The 17,882-nt window shown below is 40.6% G+C and carries 17 protein-coding genes; 3 read left to right on the top strand and 14 right to left on the bottom strand.

Annotation, left to right across the window (positions count from 1 at the left end; translation table 11 throughout):
• Positions 1–321: 321 nt before the first annotated feature.
• Together floT and A6755_RS12980 are read right to left on the bottom strand one after the other, a co-directional pair.
• On the bottom strand, positions 322–1,854 hold the full coding sequence (gene floT / locus A6755_RS12985; RefSeq protein WP_063590879.1) for a flotillin lipid rafts scaffold protein FloT: 1,533 nt from the start codon (positions 1,852–1,854) through the stop codon (positions 322–324).
• Positions 1,855–1,874: 20 nt separating this feature from the next.
• Positions 1,875–2,393: an NfeD family protein gene (locus A6755_RS12980; protein WP_063590878.1), complete on the bottom strand. Its 519-nt coding sequence runs from the start codon at positions 2,391–2,393 to the stop codon at positions 1,875–1,877.
• 315 nt (positions 2,394–2,708) lie between these two features.
• Between A6755_RS12980 and A6755_RS12975 the strand changes: the two genes are divergently transcribed.
• A complete protein-coding gene (locus tag A6755_RS12975) occupies positions 2,709–3,281 on the top strand; it encodes a biotin transporter BioY (RefSeq protein WP_063590877.1) in 573 nt (190 codons plus the stop codon).
• Positions 3,282–3,554: 273 nt separating this feature from the next.
• Here the strand turns inward: A6755_RS12975 and A6755_RS12970 are convergent, their stop codons facing one another.
• Positions 3,555–4,040: a YusW family protein gene (locus A6755_RS12970; RefSeq protein ID WP_084737699.1), complete on the bottom strand. Its 486-nt coding sequence runs from the start codon at positions 4,038–4,040 to the stop codon at positions 3,555–3,557.
• 100 nt (positions 4,041–4,140) lie between these two features.
• Positions 4,141–4,785, bottom strand: a complete 645-nt coding sequence (trhA, locus tag A6755_RS12965; protein ID WP_063590876.1) for a PAQR family membrane homeostasis protein TrhA — start codon at positions 4,783–4,785, stop codon at positions 4,141–4,143.
• 161 nt (positions 4,786–4,946) lie between these two features.
• Between trhA and A6755_RS12960 the strand changes: the two genes are divergently transcribed.
• The gene (locus A6755_RS12960) at positions 4,947–5,534 is read left to right on the top strand and encodes a DUF2087 domain-containing protein (RefSeq protein WP_063590875.1); all 588 of its coding nucleotides are present in this window, start codon (positions 4,947–4,949) and stop codon (positions 5,532–5,534) included.
• Positions 5,535–5,593: 59 nt separating this feature from the next.
• Here the strand turns inward: A6755_RS12960 and A6755_RS12955 are convergent, their stop codons facing one another.
• The 3 genes from A6755_RS12955 to A6755_RS12945 form a co-directional block, all read right to left on the bottom strand.
• Positions 5,594–6,193 carry a cell wall hydrolase gene (locus tag A6755_RS12955; RefSeq protein WP_052137268.1) on the bottom strand — a complete coding sequence of 200 codons (600 nt, stop codon included), beginning with the start codon at positions 6,191–6,193 and terminating at the stop codon, positions 5,594–5,596.
• 106 nt (positions 6,194–6,299) lie between these two features.
• Positions 6,300–6,875: a GNAT family N-acetyltransferase gene (locus A6755_RS12950; RefSeq protein WP_063592537.1), complete on the bottom strand. Its 576-nt coding sequence runs from the start codon at positions 6,873–6,875 to the stop codon at positions 6,300–6,302.
• A 39-nt stretch (positions 6,876–6,914) separates the two neighbouring features.
• Positions 6,915–7,319, bottom strand: a complete 405-nt coding sequence (locus tag A6755_RS12945) for a secondary thiamine-phosphate synthase enzyme YjbQ (RefSeq protein ID WP_063590874.1) — start codon at positions 7,317–7,319, stop codon at positions 6,915–6,917.
• Between the two features lie 186 nt (positions 7,320–7,505).
• On the opposite strand from A6755_RS12945, the gene A6755_RS12940 reads away from it, so the two are divergent.
• Complete coding sequence (locus tag A6755_RS12940; protein ID WP_063590873.1) at positions 7,506–7,874, top strand: VOC family protein; 369 nt, start codon at positions 7,506–7,508, stop codon at positions 7,872–7,874.
• A 44-nt stretch (positions 7,875–7,918) separates the two neighbouring features.
• Here A6755_RS12940 and A6755_RS12935 read toward each other — a convergent pair whose 3' ends face one another.
• The 7 genes from A6755_RS12935 to A6755_RS12900 form a co-directional block, all read right to left on the bottom strand.
• A complete protein-coding gene (locus A6755_RS12935) occupies positions 7,919–9,811 on the bottom strand; it encodes a PTS fructose transporter subunit IIABC (RefSeq protein ID WP_063590872.1) in 1,893 nt (630 codons plus the stop codon).
• 4 nt (positions 9,812–9,815) lie between these two features.
• Positions 9,816–10,736 (bottom strand): 1-phosphofructokinase, encoded by a 921-nt coding sequence (pfkB, locus tag A6755_RS12930; protein ID WP_034307414.1) that lies wholly within the window; start codon positions 10,734–10,736, stop codon positions 9,816–9,818.
• Positions 10,736–11,488: a DeoR/GlpR family DNA-binding transcription regulator gene (locus A6755_RS12925; protein WP_063590871.1), complete on the bottom strand. Its 753-nt coding sequence runs from the start codon at positions 11,486–11,488 to the stop codon at positions 10,736–10,738. The genes pfkB and A6755_RS12925 overlap by 1 nt, the downstream gene beginning before the upstream one ends.
• A gap of 205 nt (positions 11,489–11,693) precedes the next feature.
• Positions 11,694–12,971, bottom strand: a complete 1,278-nt coding sequence (gene odhB / locus A6755_RS12915) for a 2-oxoglutarate dehydrogenase complex dihydrolipoyllysine-residue succinyltransferase (RefSeq protein ID WP_063590870.1) — start codon at positions 12,969–12,971, stop codon at positions 11,694–11,696.
• A 1-nt stretch (position 12,972) separates the two neighbouring features.
• Entirely contained in the window at positions 12,973–15,825 is a 2,853-nt protein-coding gene (locus tag A6755_RS12910) for a 2-oxoglutarate dehydrogenase E1 component (RefSeq protein WP_053535338.1), read from the bottom strand.
• 374 nt (positions 15,826–16,199) lie between these two features.
• Positions 16,200–16,967, bottom strand: coding sequence for a dioxygenase family protein (locus A6755_RS12905; RefSeq protein WP_235568327.1), 768 nt, complete (start codon positions 16,965–16,967; stop codon positions 16,200–16,202).
• 77 nt (positions 16,968–17,044) lie between these two features.
• Positions 17,045–17,812: a polysaccharide deacetylase family protein gene (locus A6755_RS12900; RefSeq protein WP_063590869.1), complete on the bottom strand. Its 768-nt coding sequence runs from the start codon at positions 17,810–17,812 to the stop codon at positions 17,045–17,047.
• Positions 17,813–17,882: the final 70 nt, after the last annotated feature.

The following is a 17,882-nucleotide window of genomic DNA, read 5'->3' as shown; positions in this document are numbered from 1 at the left end:
GGCTTTCGAAACTTTTTTTAAATAGGAATTATCTAATTCGAAATCAATGAAGTTCCGCTTTAGATTTTTAGCTGCTTGTCCTGTTGACCCTTTCACCTTCATTAGAATGAGTTGCAATGATTTCTTCGCAAACAGAAACCGACTTTTGACTAGGGTGAAATCTCACTTTTCCACTAACTATAGGTGCTTCATAAATAGCCCTATCATAATAAGAATTAAACTTTCTTTTTGTCCATTTTGTATAGGAAATAAAATATTCTCCTATTCAAAAAAGGTAAGAGCAAATTGTGCTCTTACCTTTCTTCATTTTATTCTTCACCGTTACTCTTCCTTGCTTGCTGCCATATTCATGCTCGCTTCGACATTCTCCTGGCTGATGGTGGCGAATGGTAAATTTCGTTTTCCTGAGAAATTCTCAAGCAGGTCTTTGACATCAATTCCCGAAGATGCTTTTAATGACTCCTGCAAGGATGCCATTAAATCCGTTGCATACCCAGTCACTTTATTAGCCCCGCCATTCGCACCGCTACCACCTGTGTCCACTACAGTGATCTTGTCGATATTACTAAGCGGGCTTGCCACTTGTTTTGCATATTCCGGCAGCATTTTCAAAATCATGTCCATTACGGCGGCTTGCCCGAACTGTTCAAATGCTTCAGCTATCTTCTGCTTGGCTTCTGCTTCTGCTACCCCTTTTAAACGGATGATTTCCGCTTCTGTCGTACCTTGTGCCCTTTGGGCGTCCGCTTTAGCAAGACCGTCCATGCGAACGCGTTCCGCTTCCGCTTTTGCCATGGCTTCAATTTTATACTTATCGGCATCCGCTTCTGTAATCTGTTTCATCTTGTTGGCGGAGGCTGCCTGCTCTACCGCATAACGGTCGGCATCGGCCTTTTTCTTCACTTCTGAATCATATTGCTTTTCACGGCGAAGGATTTCTTTTTCCTCCAGCTCAATTTGCTTCTGCCGTTCGATGATCCTGATTTGCATTTCCTGTTCGGTTACATCCTGTTTAGATCTGGCCGTTTCAAGATCGTAAGCTTGGTCAGCCCGTGCCTTGGCAATATCCTGTTCACGCCGGAATTCAGCAACCTTTAGCTTGTTGATTTTTTCGGCTTCGGCTATTTCGGTTGCCCTTTCAAGTTCGGCACGCTGCGCTTCCTTCGAAGCTTCGGCTCGCTTGATTCGCGTTTCTTTCTCTGCATCGGCGGTAGCTATATCGGCATCCCTCTTCACCTGGGCAATCCTTGGCTTTCCGAGCGACTCAAGATATCCATTTTTATCCCGAACATCTTTAATCGTGAACGATACGATAATGAGTCCCATTTTAGCTAAGTCCTGCGAGGCAACCCTCTGTACTTCCTGGGAAAACTTTTCACGGTTTTTATAAATTTCCTCGACGGTCATCGAACCAAGGATGGAACGAAGATGCCCTTCCAATACTTCCCGCGCTTCCTGTTCACGGTCATCTTTCGATTTACCAAGGAATTGCTCAGCAGCTGTGGCTATATCGGTGATTGAACCGCCAATCTTGATGATCGATACACCATCTGCCATGACCGGAACTCCCTGTTCTGTATATACTTCGGGAGTGGAGACCTCAAGCTTGCTTGACAATAAGCTTAGTGGTTCCGCTTGCTGGAACACCGGGAGAACGAAAGCACCCCCGCCGCGGACGATTTTAATTTTATTTCCTGATTCGTCAATGTGAACATTTTTACTTCCTAAATAGCTTCCGGTCACGATCAATGCCTCATCAGGACCAGCCGTGCGATATTTCGTAACAAAGACAGCAATAAGTGCGATAAATAAAACTGCAACTATGGCGACAACTATCCAAATCAAATCAAACATACCTTACCTCCTACACTTTTTTAATCCTGGTGGGGCATAACATAGATAACCCCATTTTTAACTTCGATGATCAAGACCTTTGTATCCGAAACAATTCCTTCATTCTTATAGCTGGCCGCAGTTTTGGCGATGCTTCCACTGATACTTTCTATCAGGACTTCCCCAAACCCGTCAACGGGGATTGATGTGAGAACCCTGCCGACCCTTCCTCTCAGGTCATTATCATGAAATGTCAAACTTTCTTCCGCTGATGAGATGGGAATCAAAACAAATACATTCAGTAAAGTGACGATGGTAAATGAAATGATGAGGGAAATGCCGGCACATAATCCAGCATTAAGTCCTGAAAGCGATTCAAGTAAAAAACCACTCGCAAAAAACACGGTCAAAAAGCAAAAAATGAGCGTAGGATTAAATATATCCGGTAATTCAAGGCCAGAAAATATATCATTAAACAAGATAAATAAGAATGTTAACCCCCCGAATATAATTAATCCATATAAATAGACTGTTTCTAATGGAACTCCAACTAACTCCATCTCTTTCATCCTTTAAATTCGATTTTTCCAAGCCGCATACTACTTTAATGGCCTAGGATAAGCGTTTTACCAACATTAATAATCTTATGGTTATAATCCCCTCCATTTACTTCGCTTACCATTCATACGATTGATGCATTCAAAAAGTTTCATTTATTTTCCAAGTTTTGAATTTCACCCTTGAAAAACCCTGTATTCTCTAAGACCATTATTGAAATAAAATGCATAATACCATTGACAGTGTTTACTTATCATATTAAAATTCTTTATATGTTAACTCGTTACATAACCAGGTTTACATTAGGAGGAAACACGATGAAGGAGCGTCATGAGAAATTAAGAATGATGATGGTTACAGCATTATTTGCAGCACTTATAGGAATACTTGCCCAAATTACAATTCCACTGCCCTTAGTTCCGATTACAGGACAGACTCTAGCTGTTGGACTGGCAGCAACGATACTGGGTTCACGTTATGGAACCTCTTCCGTTTTGTTATACTTGTTCATAGGGGCAGCGGGAGTTCCGGTTTTCGCTGAAATGTCTGGGGGATTAGCAAAGATATTCGGTCCGACTGGCGGTTATTTATTATCCTATATCCCGACAGTATATATAACGGGTCTGATATTGGAAAAAACCCGTTTCTCCGTAGCAATGGCTTTTGTTGCAAATACAATCGGGATGATAATTACTTTGGTAATCGGTACGGTTTGGTTAAAATATATGAGTTCATTATCTTGGCCAGTGGCATTCGCCAGCGGTTTTGCACCATTTATAATTGTAGGCGTTTTAAAGGCATTCCTTGCATCTTGGCTTGGCATCACGATCCGTTCAAGGTTAGCATCGGCTAATATGCTGCCTAAAAAAAATGCATCAATTTCCCAATGATGGGTATATGAAAGAGAGGATACCGCTTGTGGTATCCTCTCTTTTCTTATATATTCAACTTCCAGATCACTGCAAAAAAAAAGACTCTTAAAAAAGAATCTTTTTTGCAAGTGTTTATTGCGGTCCTATCCCCATAAGTCCGAATATGAATAGCAAATGTATATTATCCCCTTTGCTAACCGTAATCATTTTACTATAGGAACAGTAATTTGACAACTATTGTCGGCACATATGAATATGTAGAATATAGTAACGTATAGTAACTTATTTTAGTTACTTATTATTCACTTTATATTCTTTTTTCGTACCATCTTCGAAAACGACCTCTAAATCAAATTCTTGATAGTCATCCTTCAAATTAAAAGCTTTTGTCACTTCTTGAATGACTTCCTCATCTGTTGAATCTTTAGTGAATGTCAATTTTTCTAGAATCGGGGTCAACTCTTTCATTGCTTCATCACCGTGAACTTCGTGTTTGTTAAGCTTGTCCTCGATTGAAGCTTCTGTTTGAGCTCCCATTGTATCATATTCAGCTTCGTATTCGTTATCATTGCCGGTATAATCCACTTCTAATTGAAAATCCTTATATGTGAAAGGCAGTTTTTCATTATTATCCGTACCTGTTTCAGGATTATTTTCCGCTTGATTTTCATTTTCCTGAACCGGCGGGTTTTTCACTTCATCGTTTTCTTCGCCGCATCCAGCTAAAACAAGCATAGCGGCAAACGGCACTGATAATATTTTGATTGATCTTCCCATTAGTTTTTTCCTCCTTTAGTTTGTATACCTTAATTATTTCCTGATCGGGGTCATTTAAAACCTCAACCACTCTCTCAAATACATCAAATCGATCAAGGGATCATTGTGGAAGGATATAAAACAATACCGCAAAAAAGTGTGTGGCAGTTCCCCCAAGCACGAATACATGCCAAACCGCGTGATGGAACGGAAAACCGCGCCAAACATAAAAGATGGCTCCAAACGTATAAAGCAATCCCCCTGCAGTCAGTAGCTGGATACCCGCTGCAGGCATCGTAGCTGTAAGGGGTCCCCAAACGATAACGATCATCCACCCCATGGCAATATAAAGAATCGTCGAAAGAAAGAGGAATTTCTTCACATAGAAAGCTTTGAAGACGACGCCAATGATTGCAACTCCCCAAATGATACCTAGCAGGGTCCAGCCCAGTGACCCTTTGATCACAAGAAGCATGATGGGCGTGTATGTTCCTGCAATGAATATATATATGGCTGAGTGATCAAAGATTTCAAAAATATCCTTTGTTTTACCTTCTGGAAAACTATGCACTAAAGTGGAAGAAACGTATAAAAGAAGCATGGAAACACCATATATGACCGAAATGACTACATTCCAAGGCGATCCTGTTTGGGCTGAGAATATGATTAAAAACACAAGTGCGGCAATGCTCAACAAAACGCCGACACCGTGGGTTATCGCATTGACCACTTCTTCTTTTCTTGTATAAACATGAGTATTGGCCATGTTACAGCTCCTTAATTCCGGATTAATTTTTTTTGGTATTCCCCTAAAGTATACATCAGATCTTCCAAGCAATATAGAAAAGTGAATAGTAACTTGATTAACTGCCACTAATTAGATTATTATCTAATTAGATGTTAATCTAATGATAAGGGGGGGATAAAGTGCAATTAGAAAAATTGGTCGCTTTCCACAAGACGATTGGTGATGTGACAAGGATCAGGATAATATCCATCCTGGCAAACGGTCCAAAACACGGCCAGGCACTTGCAGGTTTACTAAAATTGACGGCTCCGACCATCTCACACCATTTAACGAAATTGAAAGACATTAATTTAGTGAAGGATCGGAGGGAAAAAAATACGGTCTATTATTTTTTGAATGAAGATGTCCTGAAGCATTATTCGTCAGCATTGCCTAAAATGGTTTCAACTAAGGGGGACTCCAATAAAATGGATAATCAAAAGCTGATTTTAGAACATAAAAAAATCCTTGAAAACTTTTTTACGCCAGATGGTCGCCTAAAAACCATACCAGCACAGAGAAAAAAGAAAATGATCGTACTTCATCATATTGGAAGCCTTCTGGAAAAGGGACGTAAATATCCAGAAAAAGAACTGAATGAATTCATCCAGTCTTTCCATGATGATTACGCAACGATAAGACGTGAACTCATTATCGGAAGCATCATGTACCGCGAAAACAGCATTTATGAACTGAATCCCCCCGAAATGTGGGCTGATATCGGTTAAACCATTCTAAAATAAAAGAACCGGCTCCCCATTTGGAAAGCCGGTTCTTGAGATGCAGTTTAGATGGCAAAATGGTGTCCGCCGATAATTTTTATTACTTCTAATTGTTTCATCCATTCGCTGTCCGAAATACTAGGATTCCAAAAATACAAGGCATCATTTGTGTAGCCATGAATAGCCAATGCTTCATTGACAGCTCTCTTGGCATCATTTCCTGCCGGTTTGTTAATACTGCCATCACCAACAGGCGAGAATTGGTTTTTTTGATAAATCACTTCCCGGACCGTATCAGGGAATTCATTGCTATCAAGGCGATTCAAAACAACTCCCGCCACCTCGACCTTTCCTCTGTATGGTTCCCCTTTGGCTTCTGCATGCACAAGCCTTGCTAATAATTCTTTATCTTTATCATTCATTACATGCGGAATAATCAATGTTTTACCAGGTTCGGCAACATTATTTACGTTATGATTGACTTCTTTTAACTTACCGATCGGAACACCGTGCTGCTTTGCAATATCCCAAATCGATTCACCTTGTTTAATGACATGTTTAGTTGCCCCATCAGAAGCTTTACTTGTCGTTCCCTTAGGAAAAGCTATACCAAGTACGATGACACTTAGAGTCATTATCACGGATATTAATACTGATAATTTCATCCTGTTACCTCCTCGTTAAGCACCTTCCTAGGATAACAGACCATATGAGAGAAAACAGTGCTAAATTTTTTCCAAGGAAATGCAGGAAATATTTTCACGTTTCAATTTACCTTTGAAATTTTAATGATTCCCACTCTTCCCGCAGCATTCCCATTCTGATTGAATCATAATAATAACCATCATGATAGCGGCATTTTCTCATTCTTCCCTCTACTTGCATTCCTACCTTTTTCCCAACTGCGATCATACGTTCATTACCTGACCAAGTTGTAAGTCCAACCCGCTCAATCTCCAGGTTTTCGAATAAATACCCACTGAACATCATTAATGCTTCTGTCCCATGACCGCCATTCCAATACTGGGGATCAAAAATAGTAATTCCGATTTCAAGCCAGCGTGAAGGTTCATGTTCCCAGTAATACACAACAGATCCTATAATTTGATCGTCTTTTTCCATTAATAGCTCGGAGTAAGCCCCGATTTTTTCATCATAGGTTTTATGCTGCGTTTCTTTATCGATAAACGTATGGAAATCAATGAGTTCAAGAGGGAGATAAGGTGCATCCCACTTTTTCCATTCTGGATCGGCTTCGCCATATTTCAGGCTCCATAAACGTTTTAAATCGACTTGTTTTACATTCCTCAATATGACTTTGCTACCTTCAATCCGAACATCGTCCAATCGGCTTCCTCCCACTTCATCCATGCTGTACCTTCCATTTTACAGGTCGACACATAATTTAATAAAATATTGCCTTTCTCTGGGACCATCGAATTCACAAAAATACACACCCTGCCAAGTACCAAGGACTAAGCTCCCTTTATGGATGATCACCTGTTGTGAAGAACCAACCGTACTTGATTTCAAGTGGGCAGCCGTGTTTCCTTCCATATGTAAATCCAATGTATGATTCCATGAGTATTGCTCATCCAGTCTTCTTAATATATCCTTTTTGACATCGGGGTCAGCATTTTCATTGATCGTGATCCCTGCAGTCGTATGTGGACAATATATAAGAGCTACCCCCTCTTGAATCCCCTTTTCCTTGATGAATGCCTGTACTTCTGTCGTAACATCAATCATATCATCCCTTTTCGCCGTTTTTAAGGTATTTTTCTTCAGCATGTACATTCACTCCTTTTATTCATTTTAATACTCCTTTACCCTTAAACATAAAAATTCATGCTTTCTTAAACCATTCACGACTAAAACATAAGAAAATCTTATCGATGTCAATTAAAAAAATAATCTATCCTTATTGATCTTTTTATTTTAAAATTGGATATATAAGGAATTAGGAGGAGTTGTAAGATGAACTTCATTTTTAAGTCAATCGACCATTACCAATTAGCATCTCCTAAAAATACCGAGGACCAATCAAGGAAGTTTTTCACTGAGATACTAATGTTCCGGGAAGTGAAAAAGCCTCTGTCATTAAGTTCCAATGGCGGGTTATGGTTCGAATCGGGATCGATCAAGATTCATGTCGGAACGGAGGATCATTTCATTCCCGCAAGAAAAGCGCATCCAGCACTTGAAGTTGAAAACCTCAACGAATTTAAACAACATTTAATGACTAAGCATATTTATTTTACAGAAGATGGGAGGTTTCCCGGTGCGAACCGTATATATTTATCCGATCCCTTCGGCAACCGGATCGAAATATTGGAATGGAAATAATAAAAAGCGGGTCCATTTATCTCGGACCCGCTTTTGTCGTATATTTATTTTTGTTTCTTTTTCCAGATTCCCAATATTAAAGCGGTAATGAGGGCTCCTATTAAAATCGCCAGCAAATAGCGGAAAGGATGGTTGACAAGGGGGATGACGAATATACCCCCATGCGGCGCTGGCAATGTTACACTAAAAGCCATTGAAAGCGCTCCTGCCGTCGCTGACCCAATAACACTGCTGACAATAACCCGCAATGGATCCGCTGCCGCAAAAGGAATGGCTCCCTCTGTAATGAACGAAGCACCCATGAAGTAATTAGTGAAGCCGGATTTCCTTTCCATTTCACTGAATTTACTTTTAAAGAATGTAGTTGCAAGTGCGATTCCAAGAGGAGGAACCATTCCACCAGCCATAACTGCAGCATGGGGTCCGAAACTTGATGCTTCAATGGCTGCAATCCCAAAAGTGAATGCCGCTTTATTTAAGGGGCCACCCATATCCACAGCCATCATGCCCCCAAGAATCAAGCCGAGGAATATTGCGTTCGTGCCGGATAAGCCCTGCAGCCAATTGGTCAGGCCCGTGTTAATTGCAGTTACTGGTTCATTTACGAGAAATATCATGATAAACCCTGTAATTAACATCCCGAATACAGGATAGAGTAAAACCGGTTTAATGCCATCAAGTGTTTGCGGTAACTTGGAAAACAATTTTCTTAATAGTAAGACGACATAACCTGCAAGGAAACCGGCGATCAGTCCGCCAAGAAAACCGGCATTAGCCTGTGCTGCCAATAATCCCCCTACCATACCAGGGGCAAAACCTGGACGGTCGGCTATACTTGAAGCAATGAATCCTGCGAGTATTGGGACAAGTAAGAAGAAGGCTCCATTTCCCCCGCCAATATCACTTAATGCTTTGGCAATGGGATTATAATCCGGATTTGCCGGATCGGCTGCCTCGATTCCAAAAAAGAAAGAAAGCGCAATCAAGATTCCGCCCCCGACGACAAATGGAAGCATATTACTTACGCCATTCATTAAGTGCTTGTAAATCCCCAATCCTCCTTTAGCTGAATCACCTTCATCATTTTTATCCTTTCCAGTTCCTTTGTAAACAGGTGCATCCTGATTCACGGCTCTGGTTAACAGTTCTTCGGTCTTCCGGATCCCATGGGCAACAGGGACAATAATGACATGTTTCCCATTAAAACGGTCCATTTCCACCTGCTTATCAGCCGCAACGATAATGGCATCCGCCTCATCAATTTCTGCGGCGGTTAAACCATTTTTGATTCCTGTGGAACCATTTGTTTCCACTTTGAAATCGATTCCCATTTCCTTCGCTTTGGCCTTTAACGCATCGGCAGCCATATAAGTATGGGCAATTCCTGTTGGACAAGCTGTAACGGCAAGGATTTTACCTCCTTTATCGTTACCGCTGGCGCCATTACTCGATTGCTGCTCTTCACTTTCTTCTTCGTAAGCTTCCATTTCTTTTTGATTGATTACCTCCAACACTTCCTCACCAGAAGAAGCAGAAATCAATCGGGCCCTGAATTTATCATCCATCAGTAACGAAGAAAGCCGGGAAAGAGTTTCCAAGTGATCTGCATTCGCTCCTTCACTGGCTGCAATCATAAAGAACAAATGGGCCGGCTGTCCATCAAGCGATTCATAATCTACACCACTGACCGATTTCCCGAAACAGATGGCAGGTATCTTTACAGCATTTGTTTTTGCATGCGGTATGGCTATCCCTTCACCAATCCCGGTTGTGCTTTGCTCTTCACGTTTTAAGATGGCAGCTTTGAAACCATCCACATCATTTAACCTGTCTGCCTCGGCTAACTTTCCTGATAGTTCATCAATGACTGCTTGCTTTGTAATACTTTGCAGATTGATTATGATTGTATCCAATTTTAACAAGTCTGTAATTTTCATAGAGTCAGCCTCCTGTTAGTTGATTGATAGCAATTTGCGGTAATAACTCTTCAATTTTATCCAATGTACCGAGATCGGATGAAAAGGCTGTAGCACTTCCTGCAGCAAGACTGAAGCGAAAAGCGGATAGAATATCCCCTGTCCTTTCATATGTCCCGATGAAACCTGCGACCATGGAATCACCGGCACCCACTGAGTTGATGACGTTCCCTTTTGGAACATTTGCTGAATATGATTCTCCACCCGAGCAAAGCACGGCACCCTGTCCCGCCATTGAGACAATAACGTTTTGTGCTCCTGCTTCAACCAATTTAGCGCCATATTCCCTAGCATCATCAATGGTACTTATTTCGGTGGAAAAAAGCTCACCCAGTTCATGATGATTGGGCTTTATTAAAAATGGCCGGTGTGGAAGGACATTCAGCAATTCCTTGCCACTCGTATCCACCACCACTTTAATGCCATTAAGGGTACAAGACCTTGCCATGGCTTCGTATACATCCGAAGGAACGCTTGGAGGGATGCTTCCTGACAAAATGAGGATATCATTATTGTTCAACTGTTCAATCTGACTAAATAATTGTTGATAATTCCCTTTTGAAATGACTGGCCCTTGGCTATTTATTTCGGTCTCAAGCCCTGTTTTCAATTTAATGTTAATTCTTGTATCTCCAGCTATTTCTGTAAAGTCCGTGAAAATCTCTTCCTGTCTTAAAAACCTTTTTACAAATTCACCTGTTTGTCCACCGATGAATCCTAACGCTGTTGTACTATTTCCCAGCCTTTTTAGCACACGGGAAACATTGATCCCTTTCCCTCCAGGAAATTTTGCATCATAACTGGTTCGATTCACCTTGCCCATTTGAAAGCTCTCCACTTCGACCAGGTAATCGATGGATGGATTAAGTGTCACTGTATAAATCATTAAATGGTCACGACCTTTACCTTTGGATTTTTTTGAAGGTGAGCAACAGCCTCTTTATCATTGCTGTCAGTAAGGATAATGGCATCGCTTACATCTGCCACCTTGGCGAAAGTAGCTTCATTAAGTTTTGAACTGTCAGCAAGCACGTAGGTCTCGTTAGAGAGACGTAATGCCATCTTCTTCAGCAGGGCTTCCTCAGGGTCGGGTGTTGTGAAACCCAATTCTTGATGGATGCCGTTCATTCCCAAGAAACATTTATCAAAACGGTATTCATTCAAAAACTGTACAGCATTACTTCCTATAATTGCATTTGTCGAAAACTTTATCGTTCCGCCAACTAACACTGTTTTGATTTCCAATTCGATGAGTTTTGGAATATGCATAAGACCATTTGTCAGCACCGTTATATTTTTATCTTTTAAATAAGGAATCATTTCGGCAGTTGTCGTGCCTGCATCAAGATATATACAATCATTTTTCTCTATGAAAGAAGCCGCCAGCTTTGCTATAAGTTGTTTTTCAGCTCTTGCTTTGTATTGCTTTTCCATAGTTGTTGGCTCAAGGCCTTTCCTTTGCAGTAAAGAGGCCCCGCCATGCACGCGTTTCAAGAGCTTCATTTCTTCGAGTTGCACTAAATCTCTCCGAATGGTCGACTCCGAGGCTTGTAACTGATCTACAAGCTCCTGCAGCTTTACCGTCCCTTGTTCTTTAAGGATCGATAAGATGAACTGGTGCCTTTCAGTTGTCAACAATTCGCCCACCTCACTTTAATATCATCATCATATATGAAAACGAAGGAATAATCAATCATAAACGTTTAAAAATAATCAAATTCATCCAAAAATACATTCAAAAACATTCATTTTTATTAGTTATCTTTTTTTCTATGAAAATATCCTTTCTTGTTCAACAAAAAAAACCCCCATGTCAAGATGACAGGGGGGTAGTATTATTTTATTAGCCTTGAAGTAAAAGTTGTTCTGGATCTTCAAGCATATCTTTGATGGCCACCAAGAAACCAACAGCTTCTTTTCCGTCTACGATACGGTGATCATAAGATAATGCAAGGTACATCATTGGTCTGTTTTCGATTTGGTCTCCAACAGCGATTGGACGAGTCTTGATTGTATGCATGCCCAAGATCCCAACTTGAGGGGCATTCAAGATTGGTGTTGATAATAGGGAACCGAAAGTCCCTCCGTTAGTGATGGTAAAAGTACCACCTGATAAATCCGAAAGTCCCAGTTTGTTGTTACGCGCTTTAACAGCTAAATCCGAAATGTTCTTCTCGATTTCAGCAAAGCTTTTGCGGTCAGCATCCCTTACAACCGGAACGACAAGACCTTCATCAGTGGATACTGCTACACCGATATCATAAAAGTTCTTTTTCAGGATATGGTCGCCTTGGATTTCAGCATTCAATAACGGATATTTTTTCAATGCGCCAATGACCGCTTTAGTGAAGAATGACATGAAACCAAGTTTAACATCATTTGTTTTCACGAAAGAATCCTTATGGCGGTTACGCAATTCCATGACTGCAGAAAGATCGACTTCGTTAAAAGTTGTAAGCATGGCTGCTTCTGATTGTACTTGAACCAGACGTTTGGCAATGGTTTGACGACGGCGTGTCATCTTAACCACTTCAATGCGGTCATCATTCACTTCAACAGGAGCTGCTGCTTGTTTAGCTGCAGGAGCTTGTTTTGGAGCTGCCGCAGGTGCTGCAGGAGCTGCAGGTGCATTACTTGCTGCTTCTACGTCTTGTACACGTACACGACCTAGTGGATCTGCTACAGGCACTTGAGTCAAGTCAATTCCTTTTTCACGAGCCAATTTCCTTGCAGCTGGTGATGCAATAACTTGTTGAGTGGATGATGATTCTTTCGCTTCTGATTTAGGAGCCTCTTTAGCAGGAGCCGCTTGTTCAGCCTTAACTGGTTCTGCTTTAGCTTCTTCAACCTTAGGAGCTTCCGCTTTTGGAGCTGCTGCAGCTGATCCATTTTCATCAACGATGGCGATAGCCTGTCCGACTTGGACAGTATCGCCTTCTTCTGCTAAATGTTCAGAAAGTGTACCAGTATAATCTGAAATGATTTCAACGTTCACTTTATCCGTTTCAAGTTCAAGGACATATTCTCCCTTTTCAACGTGATCACCGGGTTGTTTTAACCATTGCGCAATAGATCCTTCAGAAATTGATTCTGCTAATTCAGGTACTTTTACTTCAGCCATTTTATTTCTCCCCCTCATTATTGCGTGTAATTGCTTGAGTCATAATCCGTTGTTGTTCATTTTTATGGACAAGTGGATCTCCCTCAGCCGGGCTTGATCTGCGCTTCCTTCCTATATATGTTACTGAAAGATTGCCAGGAGCCGCTGCATTTAGGCGAGGTTCAACAAATGTCCAAGCACCCATGTTTTTAGGTTCTTCTTGAGCCCAGAAGATTTCTTTAAGATTTGTATATTTTTTCAGGGCTTCTTGAACTCCAGTGAATGGGAATGGATAAATTTCTTCGATACTGATGATTTGCAACCAATCTGTATTTTTTTCAGTTGCCGCTTTTTCACGAAGTTCAACCGCCAATTTACCTGTTGCAAAAACAATGCGTTCAACCGATTTAGGTTTTTTGCCCAAAGCTTTGGTTTCTACGAATGATTCAAACGCGCCTTCACTGAATTCTTCTGTTGTAGAAGCCATCACCTGATTACGAAGCATACTCTTCGGTGTCATGATGACAAGCGGACGTACTTGTTCTTGATCCAAAATCTTAGCTTGTCTTCTAAGGATATGGAAGTATTGAGCTGCCGAACTTAAGTTAGCAACTGTCCAGTTGTTTTCAGCTGCTAATTGAAGGAAGCGTTCCAATCGTGCACTTGAGTGCTCTGGCCCTTGTCCTTCATAACCGTGTGGAAGCAGCATGACAAGACCTGATTTTTGACCCCATTTTGCACGGCCAGCAGCGATGAATTGGTCAAAGATTACTTGTGCTGTATTAGCGAAGTCACCGAATTGGCCTTCCCATAATACAAGTGTCTCAGGTGCAAAAACATTATAACCATATTCATAAGCCAGAACTGCCGTTTCCGTAAGCGGGCTGTTATGAACAGCGAATGAAGCTTTTGCAGTTTCAAGTGTGTGAAGTGGTGAATATGTTTTTCCATTAACACTATCATGTAACATGATATTACGTTGTGCGAATGTTCCACGCTCTGAATCTTGTCCAGTCAAACGGATTGGCGTGCCGTCACTTAAAATCGATGCAAAAGCCAATGTCTCGGCATGTGCCCAATCGATTTTTCCGTCAGGACCAAAGGAATCCAAGCGACGTGATAAGATCTTTCCTAATTTTTTATTAGGGGTGAATCCTTCCGGCCACTTAACAAGCTCTTCGTTAATTGTAACAAGTTCTTGTTTCGGAACTGCCGTTTCAATGGCTGGAAGTCCTTTTTCAATAATCCCAGGAGGATTACACTCTTTGGAAGCTTCCGGTTTATTTCCGGAAATTTTCGCATATGCATCTGCAAGCCTTGTATCCACTTGCTCAGCAATCGCTTTAACTTCAGCTTCAGTGAACTCGCCTGATTCAATAAGTTTTTTCCCATAAAGCTCTTTTACGGTTGGATGCTTATGGATTAATGCATACATTTCAGGTTGAGTCACCAATGGCTCATCCATTTCGTTATGGCCGAAACGTCTGTAACCGATCAGGTCGATCAAGAAATCCTTGTTGTATTTTTCACGATATAGGTTAGCAAGGTTCACAGCAGCCATACATGCTTCTGGATCATCTGCATTTACATGCACGATCGGCACTTCAAAGCCTTTTGCCAAATCACTAGCATATAAGGTTGAACGTGAATCTTCACTTTCCGTTGTAAAACCGATCATGTTATTGGCGATGATATGGATTGCGCCGCCAACTTGATAACCGCGTAAACGGCTTAAGTTAAACGTTTCAGGTACAATTCCTTCACCTGGGAATGCAGCATCACCATGAATCAGGATTGCAAGAGATTTGGAAATGTCTTGCACCGGGAATCCTTTTTCTGTACGGTCTTCTTGAGCCGCACGAGAATACCCTTCCACGATTGGACCGACTACTTCCAAGTGACTTGGGTTATTTGCAAGTGTAATCCTTGCTTTTTGTATATTAGCTTTAGTAATCTGTTTATCCAGACCTAAATGGTATTTAACATCACCTGTCCATCCATTGTTAATGCCTGTCGAACCTTCGGAAGGAACCAAATCTTTATTCGGTGAATGTTGGAATTCAGAGAAAATGACCTCATAAGGCTTTCCTAATACATGTGCAAGCACATTCAAGCGTCCACGGTGAGCCATGGCAATATTCACATTACCCGTTCCGTTTTGGACAGTTTGTGAAATCATTTCATCTAAAATCGGAACCATAGCATCCAGTCCTTCAATTGAGAAACGTTTTTGCCCTACATATGTGCGGTGAAGGAATTTCTCGAAACCTTCAACTTCATTCAATCGTTTAAGTAATAGTTCTCTTTTCTCTTTTCCCACTTCCGGGAACATGTTTCCAGATTCGACCATATCAGTAAGCCATTGCTTTTCATCCAAGTCATTAACATGATGAAATTCAAAGGCTATCGTTTTTGTATAGAGTTGTTTTAGGTATTGTACGGCTTCGTATCCGTCTTTCACGTCTTCAGGTGATTCCGGACAAATAAAGTCAGCCGGTATTTTCCTTAAATCATCTGCAGTCAAGCCATATTTTTCAAAGTGAATTTGTTCAGTGTCCAGAGCTTCTTCTTTTAAAGGATAAATATTTGCAGCAAGATGCCCGTATGCACGGATATTTTCAGCTAACTTCACTGCAGACATAATTTTCTTCATTGGAAGAACTTCTCCAGTTTGTACAGTTGATGCACTTACAGTCGTTGTTTCTGCCGATACATCGAATGAAGGAGGACCTGCTACTTCAAAAAAGTTTTTCAGTTCCGGATCCACTTCTTCCGGGTTGGCTAGAAATAAATCGTATTGCTCCATGACATACCCAAGGTTTGGACCCGAAAAAGCTTTCCAGTGGTCTAATACCTTAGAATCATTGATGGTCATTTTGTAAACCCCCAAATTTTTCTCATAATTTTTTTCATTCCGTTTTATCCATCCCCAATTTCTTTCTTCTAATTTTCCCCAAATATATGATATATATAAGATATATAATAAATAACTTTGGTTATTGAATAATAAAATTTTAAAGGATAAAACGTTTTCAGATGTTATATTAACATGTTTTTGTCGAAATATCCAAAGGTTAAACCACTTTATACAACCTTTTTTCAACTATATTTCTGCTTAATTCGTCAAAAATCGCTTTTAACTGTCTTTTTTGCTCATTTAAGTCTTTTTTTCGCTAAAAAAAGATTTTTGTATTTTTGTATAATGATTATTTTTCAGGTAAATTTAACTAGTTTGAAAACCCTTTCACCTCACTCAAACTTCCAAGCTGTTAAACTTAGATTGCCATATTGAAAGCTTCTGTGCAGAAGAGCCGCTTTTTTATTGTCATCCCCTGAGCCCATTGCGATGACCAATGGAATGAAATGCTCTTTGGAAGGCACAGCCTCTGTACTGTAAGGGGCGATATTTTCATAATTGAACAAAGATTGCAAATCCCATTTCATGATTTTTTCTTCGACCCAGTTCTCAAACTCGATTGCCCATCCCTCTGCAACATGCATATCTTCCTGAATATGTGTGAAATTATGGACAATTCCACCGCTTCCTATGATCAGGACATTATTTTCCTTTAATTCCCTCAATGCTTTCCCAATTTCATACTGCTTGTCCAATGGCAGCGAAGGACTAATGGACATAGATACGGTCGGGATATCAGCTTCTGGGTACATGATATGCAAAAGCCCCCATGCCCCATGATCCAGGGGGCGCCTTTCATCAAGTTCCCCCAATACATCTATCCTGGACAATAAGGTTAAAATTCGATCTGACAGCTCCAGGCATCCCCTCGCAGGATAAGTTATTTGAAATATTTCTTCAGGAAATCCAGCAAAATCGTAAATGACTTCATGCTTCCCCACTGCAGAAATCATTTGATCTTCATTTTCCCAATGTGCTGACAAAATGACGATGGCAGCAGGTTTCTTCATAGTTTGCATATACTCCTTCAAAAAAAGAGTATAGCTATTCTTTTCCAAAGCTAATAGCGGTGTTCCATGTGATAAAAACAATGATGGCATCATAGAGACGATAAATCCTTTCGCATGTAATCTCAATATCCTATACCTTAATTTACTATAGTTAAACAATGTGTTCATCAATTAAATTGCATTTTCGGCGTAGTCTCATCAATAGTATCAAAGGTATATCCTTCTTTTTTAAGGAATTCAATTATATCGGGCAACGCTTTCACTGTATTTTTCATACTATTGATATCATGCAATAAGATATTAACATGCTTTTGATTTTTCGTCCCTTTTTGTACAGCAGAAATGATTTGTTGTTCACTTATTGACGGACTGAAGCCATCTGTCGAATCAATGGACCAATCAAAATAAATATACCCTTTTTCCTTTAGTTGCTGAAGGATTCCATTGATGATTGGTTTCGTTGACGCCTGATGCCGCAGCCGATTATTCGAGCCGCCAGGAAGGCGCACAATACGGCTTTTTATTCCATACTCCTCTTGCAGCATGGTTTCAAGCCTATTCAAATCTTGAAAGAAACTCTCAGTCGACCGATAAACGATGGAATAATCATGTGTATAAGAATGAAGGGCGATCGAATGACCGCGGGATATCATTTCCTGATAACATCTCTTTGCGTATGGTTCTTCGTTACCCTTAACGAAAAATGTGGCCTTAACATGATAGCGGTCCAAAATATTCAATATCTCCATGGTATTCAAGGATGGTCCGTCATCGAAGGTCAAATAGGCGATTTTCTGATTCGCCTTACTTTTTAGCAACGGTGTCATCTCTTCAGGAACCACTGCATGTACTTGAATGTTTTGCACATCCACATCAGACAAAATAATAATGAGAGAACTCGCCATGGCAAGAATTAATTTTAGCATCTTCTTCATAGGTGCTGTATCCCCTTCCTTTTGACCATTAAGGTGTACCAGTTAAGGGGTTTCATGCGCAATAAGGCAG

It is taken from the genome of Peribacillus frigoritolerans, from assembly GCF_001636405.1.
In the GTDB taxonomy this organism is placed as follows: Bacteria; Bacillota; Bacilli; order Bacillales; family DSM-1321; genus Peribacillus; species Peribacillus frigoritolerans.
The sequence above is the reverse complement of the archived record's forward strand: the minus strand, read 5'-3'. Positions and strand labels throughout refer to the sequence as shown.

Bases quoted from the DNA above. Each gene is read 5' to 3' on its own strand.
- floT (WP_063590879.1), bottom strand. From the start codon at position 1,854: ATGTTTGATTTGATTTGGATAGTTGTCGCCATAGTTGCAGTTTTATTT.
- A6755_RS12980 (WP_063590878.1), bottom strand. From the start codon at position 2,393: ATGGAGTTAGTTGGAGTTCCATTAGAAACAGTCTATTTATATGGATTA.
- A6755_RS12975 (WP_063590877.1), top strand. From the start codon at position 2,709: ATGAAGGAGCGTCATGAGAAATTAAGAATGATGATGGTTACAGCATTA.
- A6755_RS12970 (WP_084737699.1), bottom strand. From the start codon at position 4,040: ATGGGAAGATCAATCAAAATATTATCAGTGCCGTTTGCCGCTATGCTT.
- trhA (WP_063590876.1), bottom strand. From the start codon at position 4,785: ATGGCCAATACTCATGTTTATACAAGAAAAGAAGAAGTGGTCAATGCG.
- A6755_RS12955 (WP_052137268.1), bottom strand. From the start codon at position 6,193: ATGAAATTATCAGTATTAATATCCGTGATAATGACTCTAAGTGTCATC.
- A6755_RS12945 (WP_063590874.1), bottom strand. From the start codon at position 7,319: ATGCTGAAGAAAAATACCTTAAAAACGGCGAAAAGGGATGATATGATT.
- A6755_RS12940 (WP_063590873.1), top strand. From the start codon at position 7,506: ATGAACTTCATTTTTAAGTCAATCGACCATTACCAATTAGCATCTCCT.
- A6755_RS12935 (WP_063590872.1), bottom strand. From the start codon at position 9,811: ATGAAAATTACAGACTTGTTAAAATTGGATACAATCATAATCAATCTG.
- pfkB (WP_034307414.1), bottom strand. From the start codon at position 10,736: ATGATTTATACAGTGACACTTAATCCATCCATCGATTACCTGGTCGAA.
- odhB (WP_063590870.1), bottom strand. From the start codon at position 12,971: ATGGCTGAAGTAAAAGTACCTGAATTAGCAGAATCAATTTCTGAAGGA.
- A6755_RS12910 (WP_053535338.1), bottom strand. From the start codon at position 15,825: ATGACCATCAATGATTCTAAGGTATTAGACCACTGGAAAGCTTTTTCG.
- A6755_RS12905 (WP_235568327.1), bottom strand. From the start codon at position 16,967: ATGCCATCATTGTTTTTATCACATGGAACACCGCTATTAGCTTTGGAA.
- A6755_RS12900 (WP_063590869.1), bottom strand. From the start codon at position 17,812: ATGAAGAAGATGCTAAAATTAATTCTTGCCATGGCGAGTTCTCTCATT.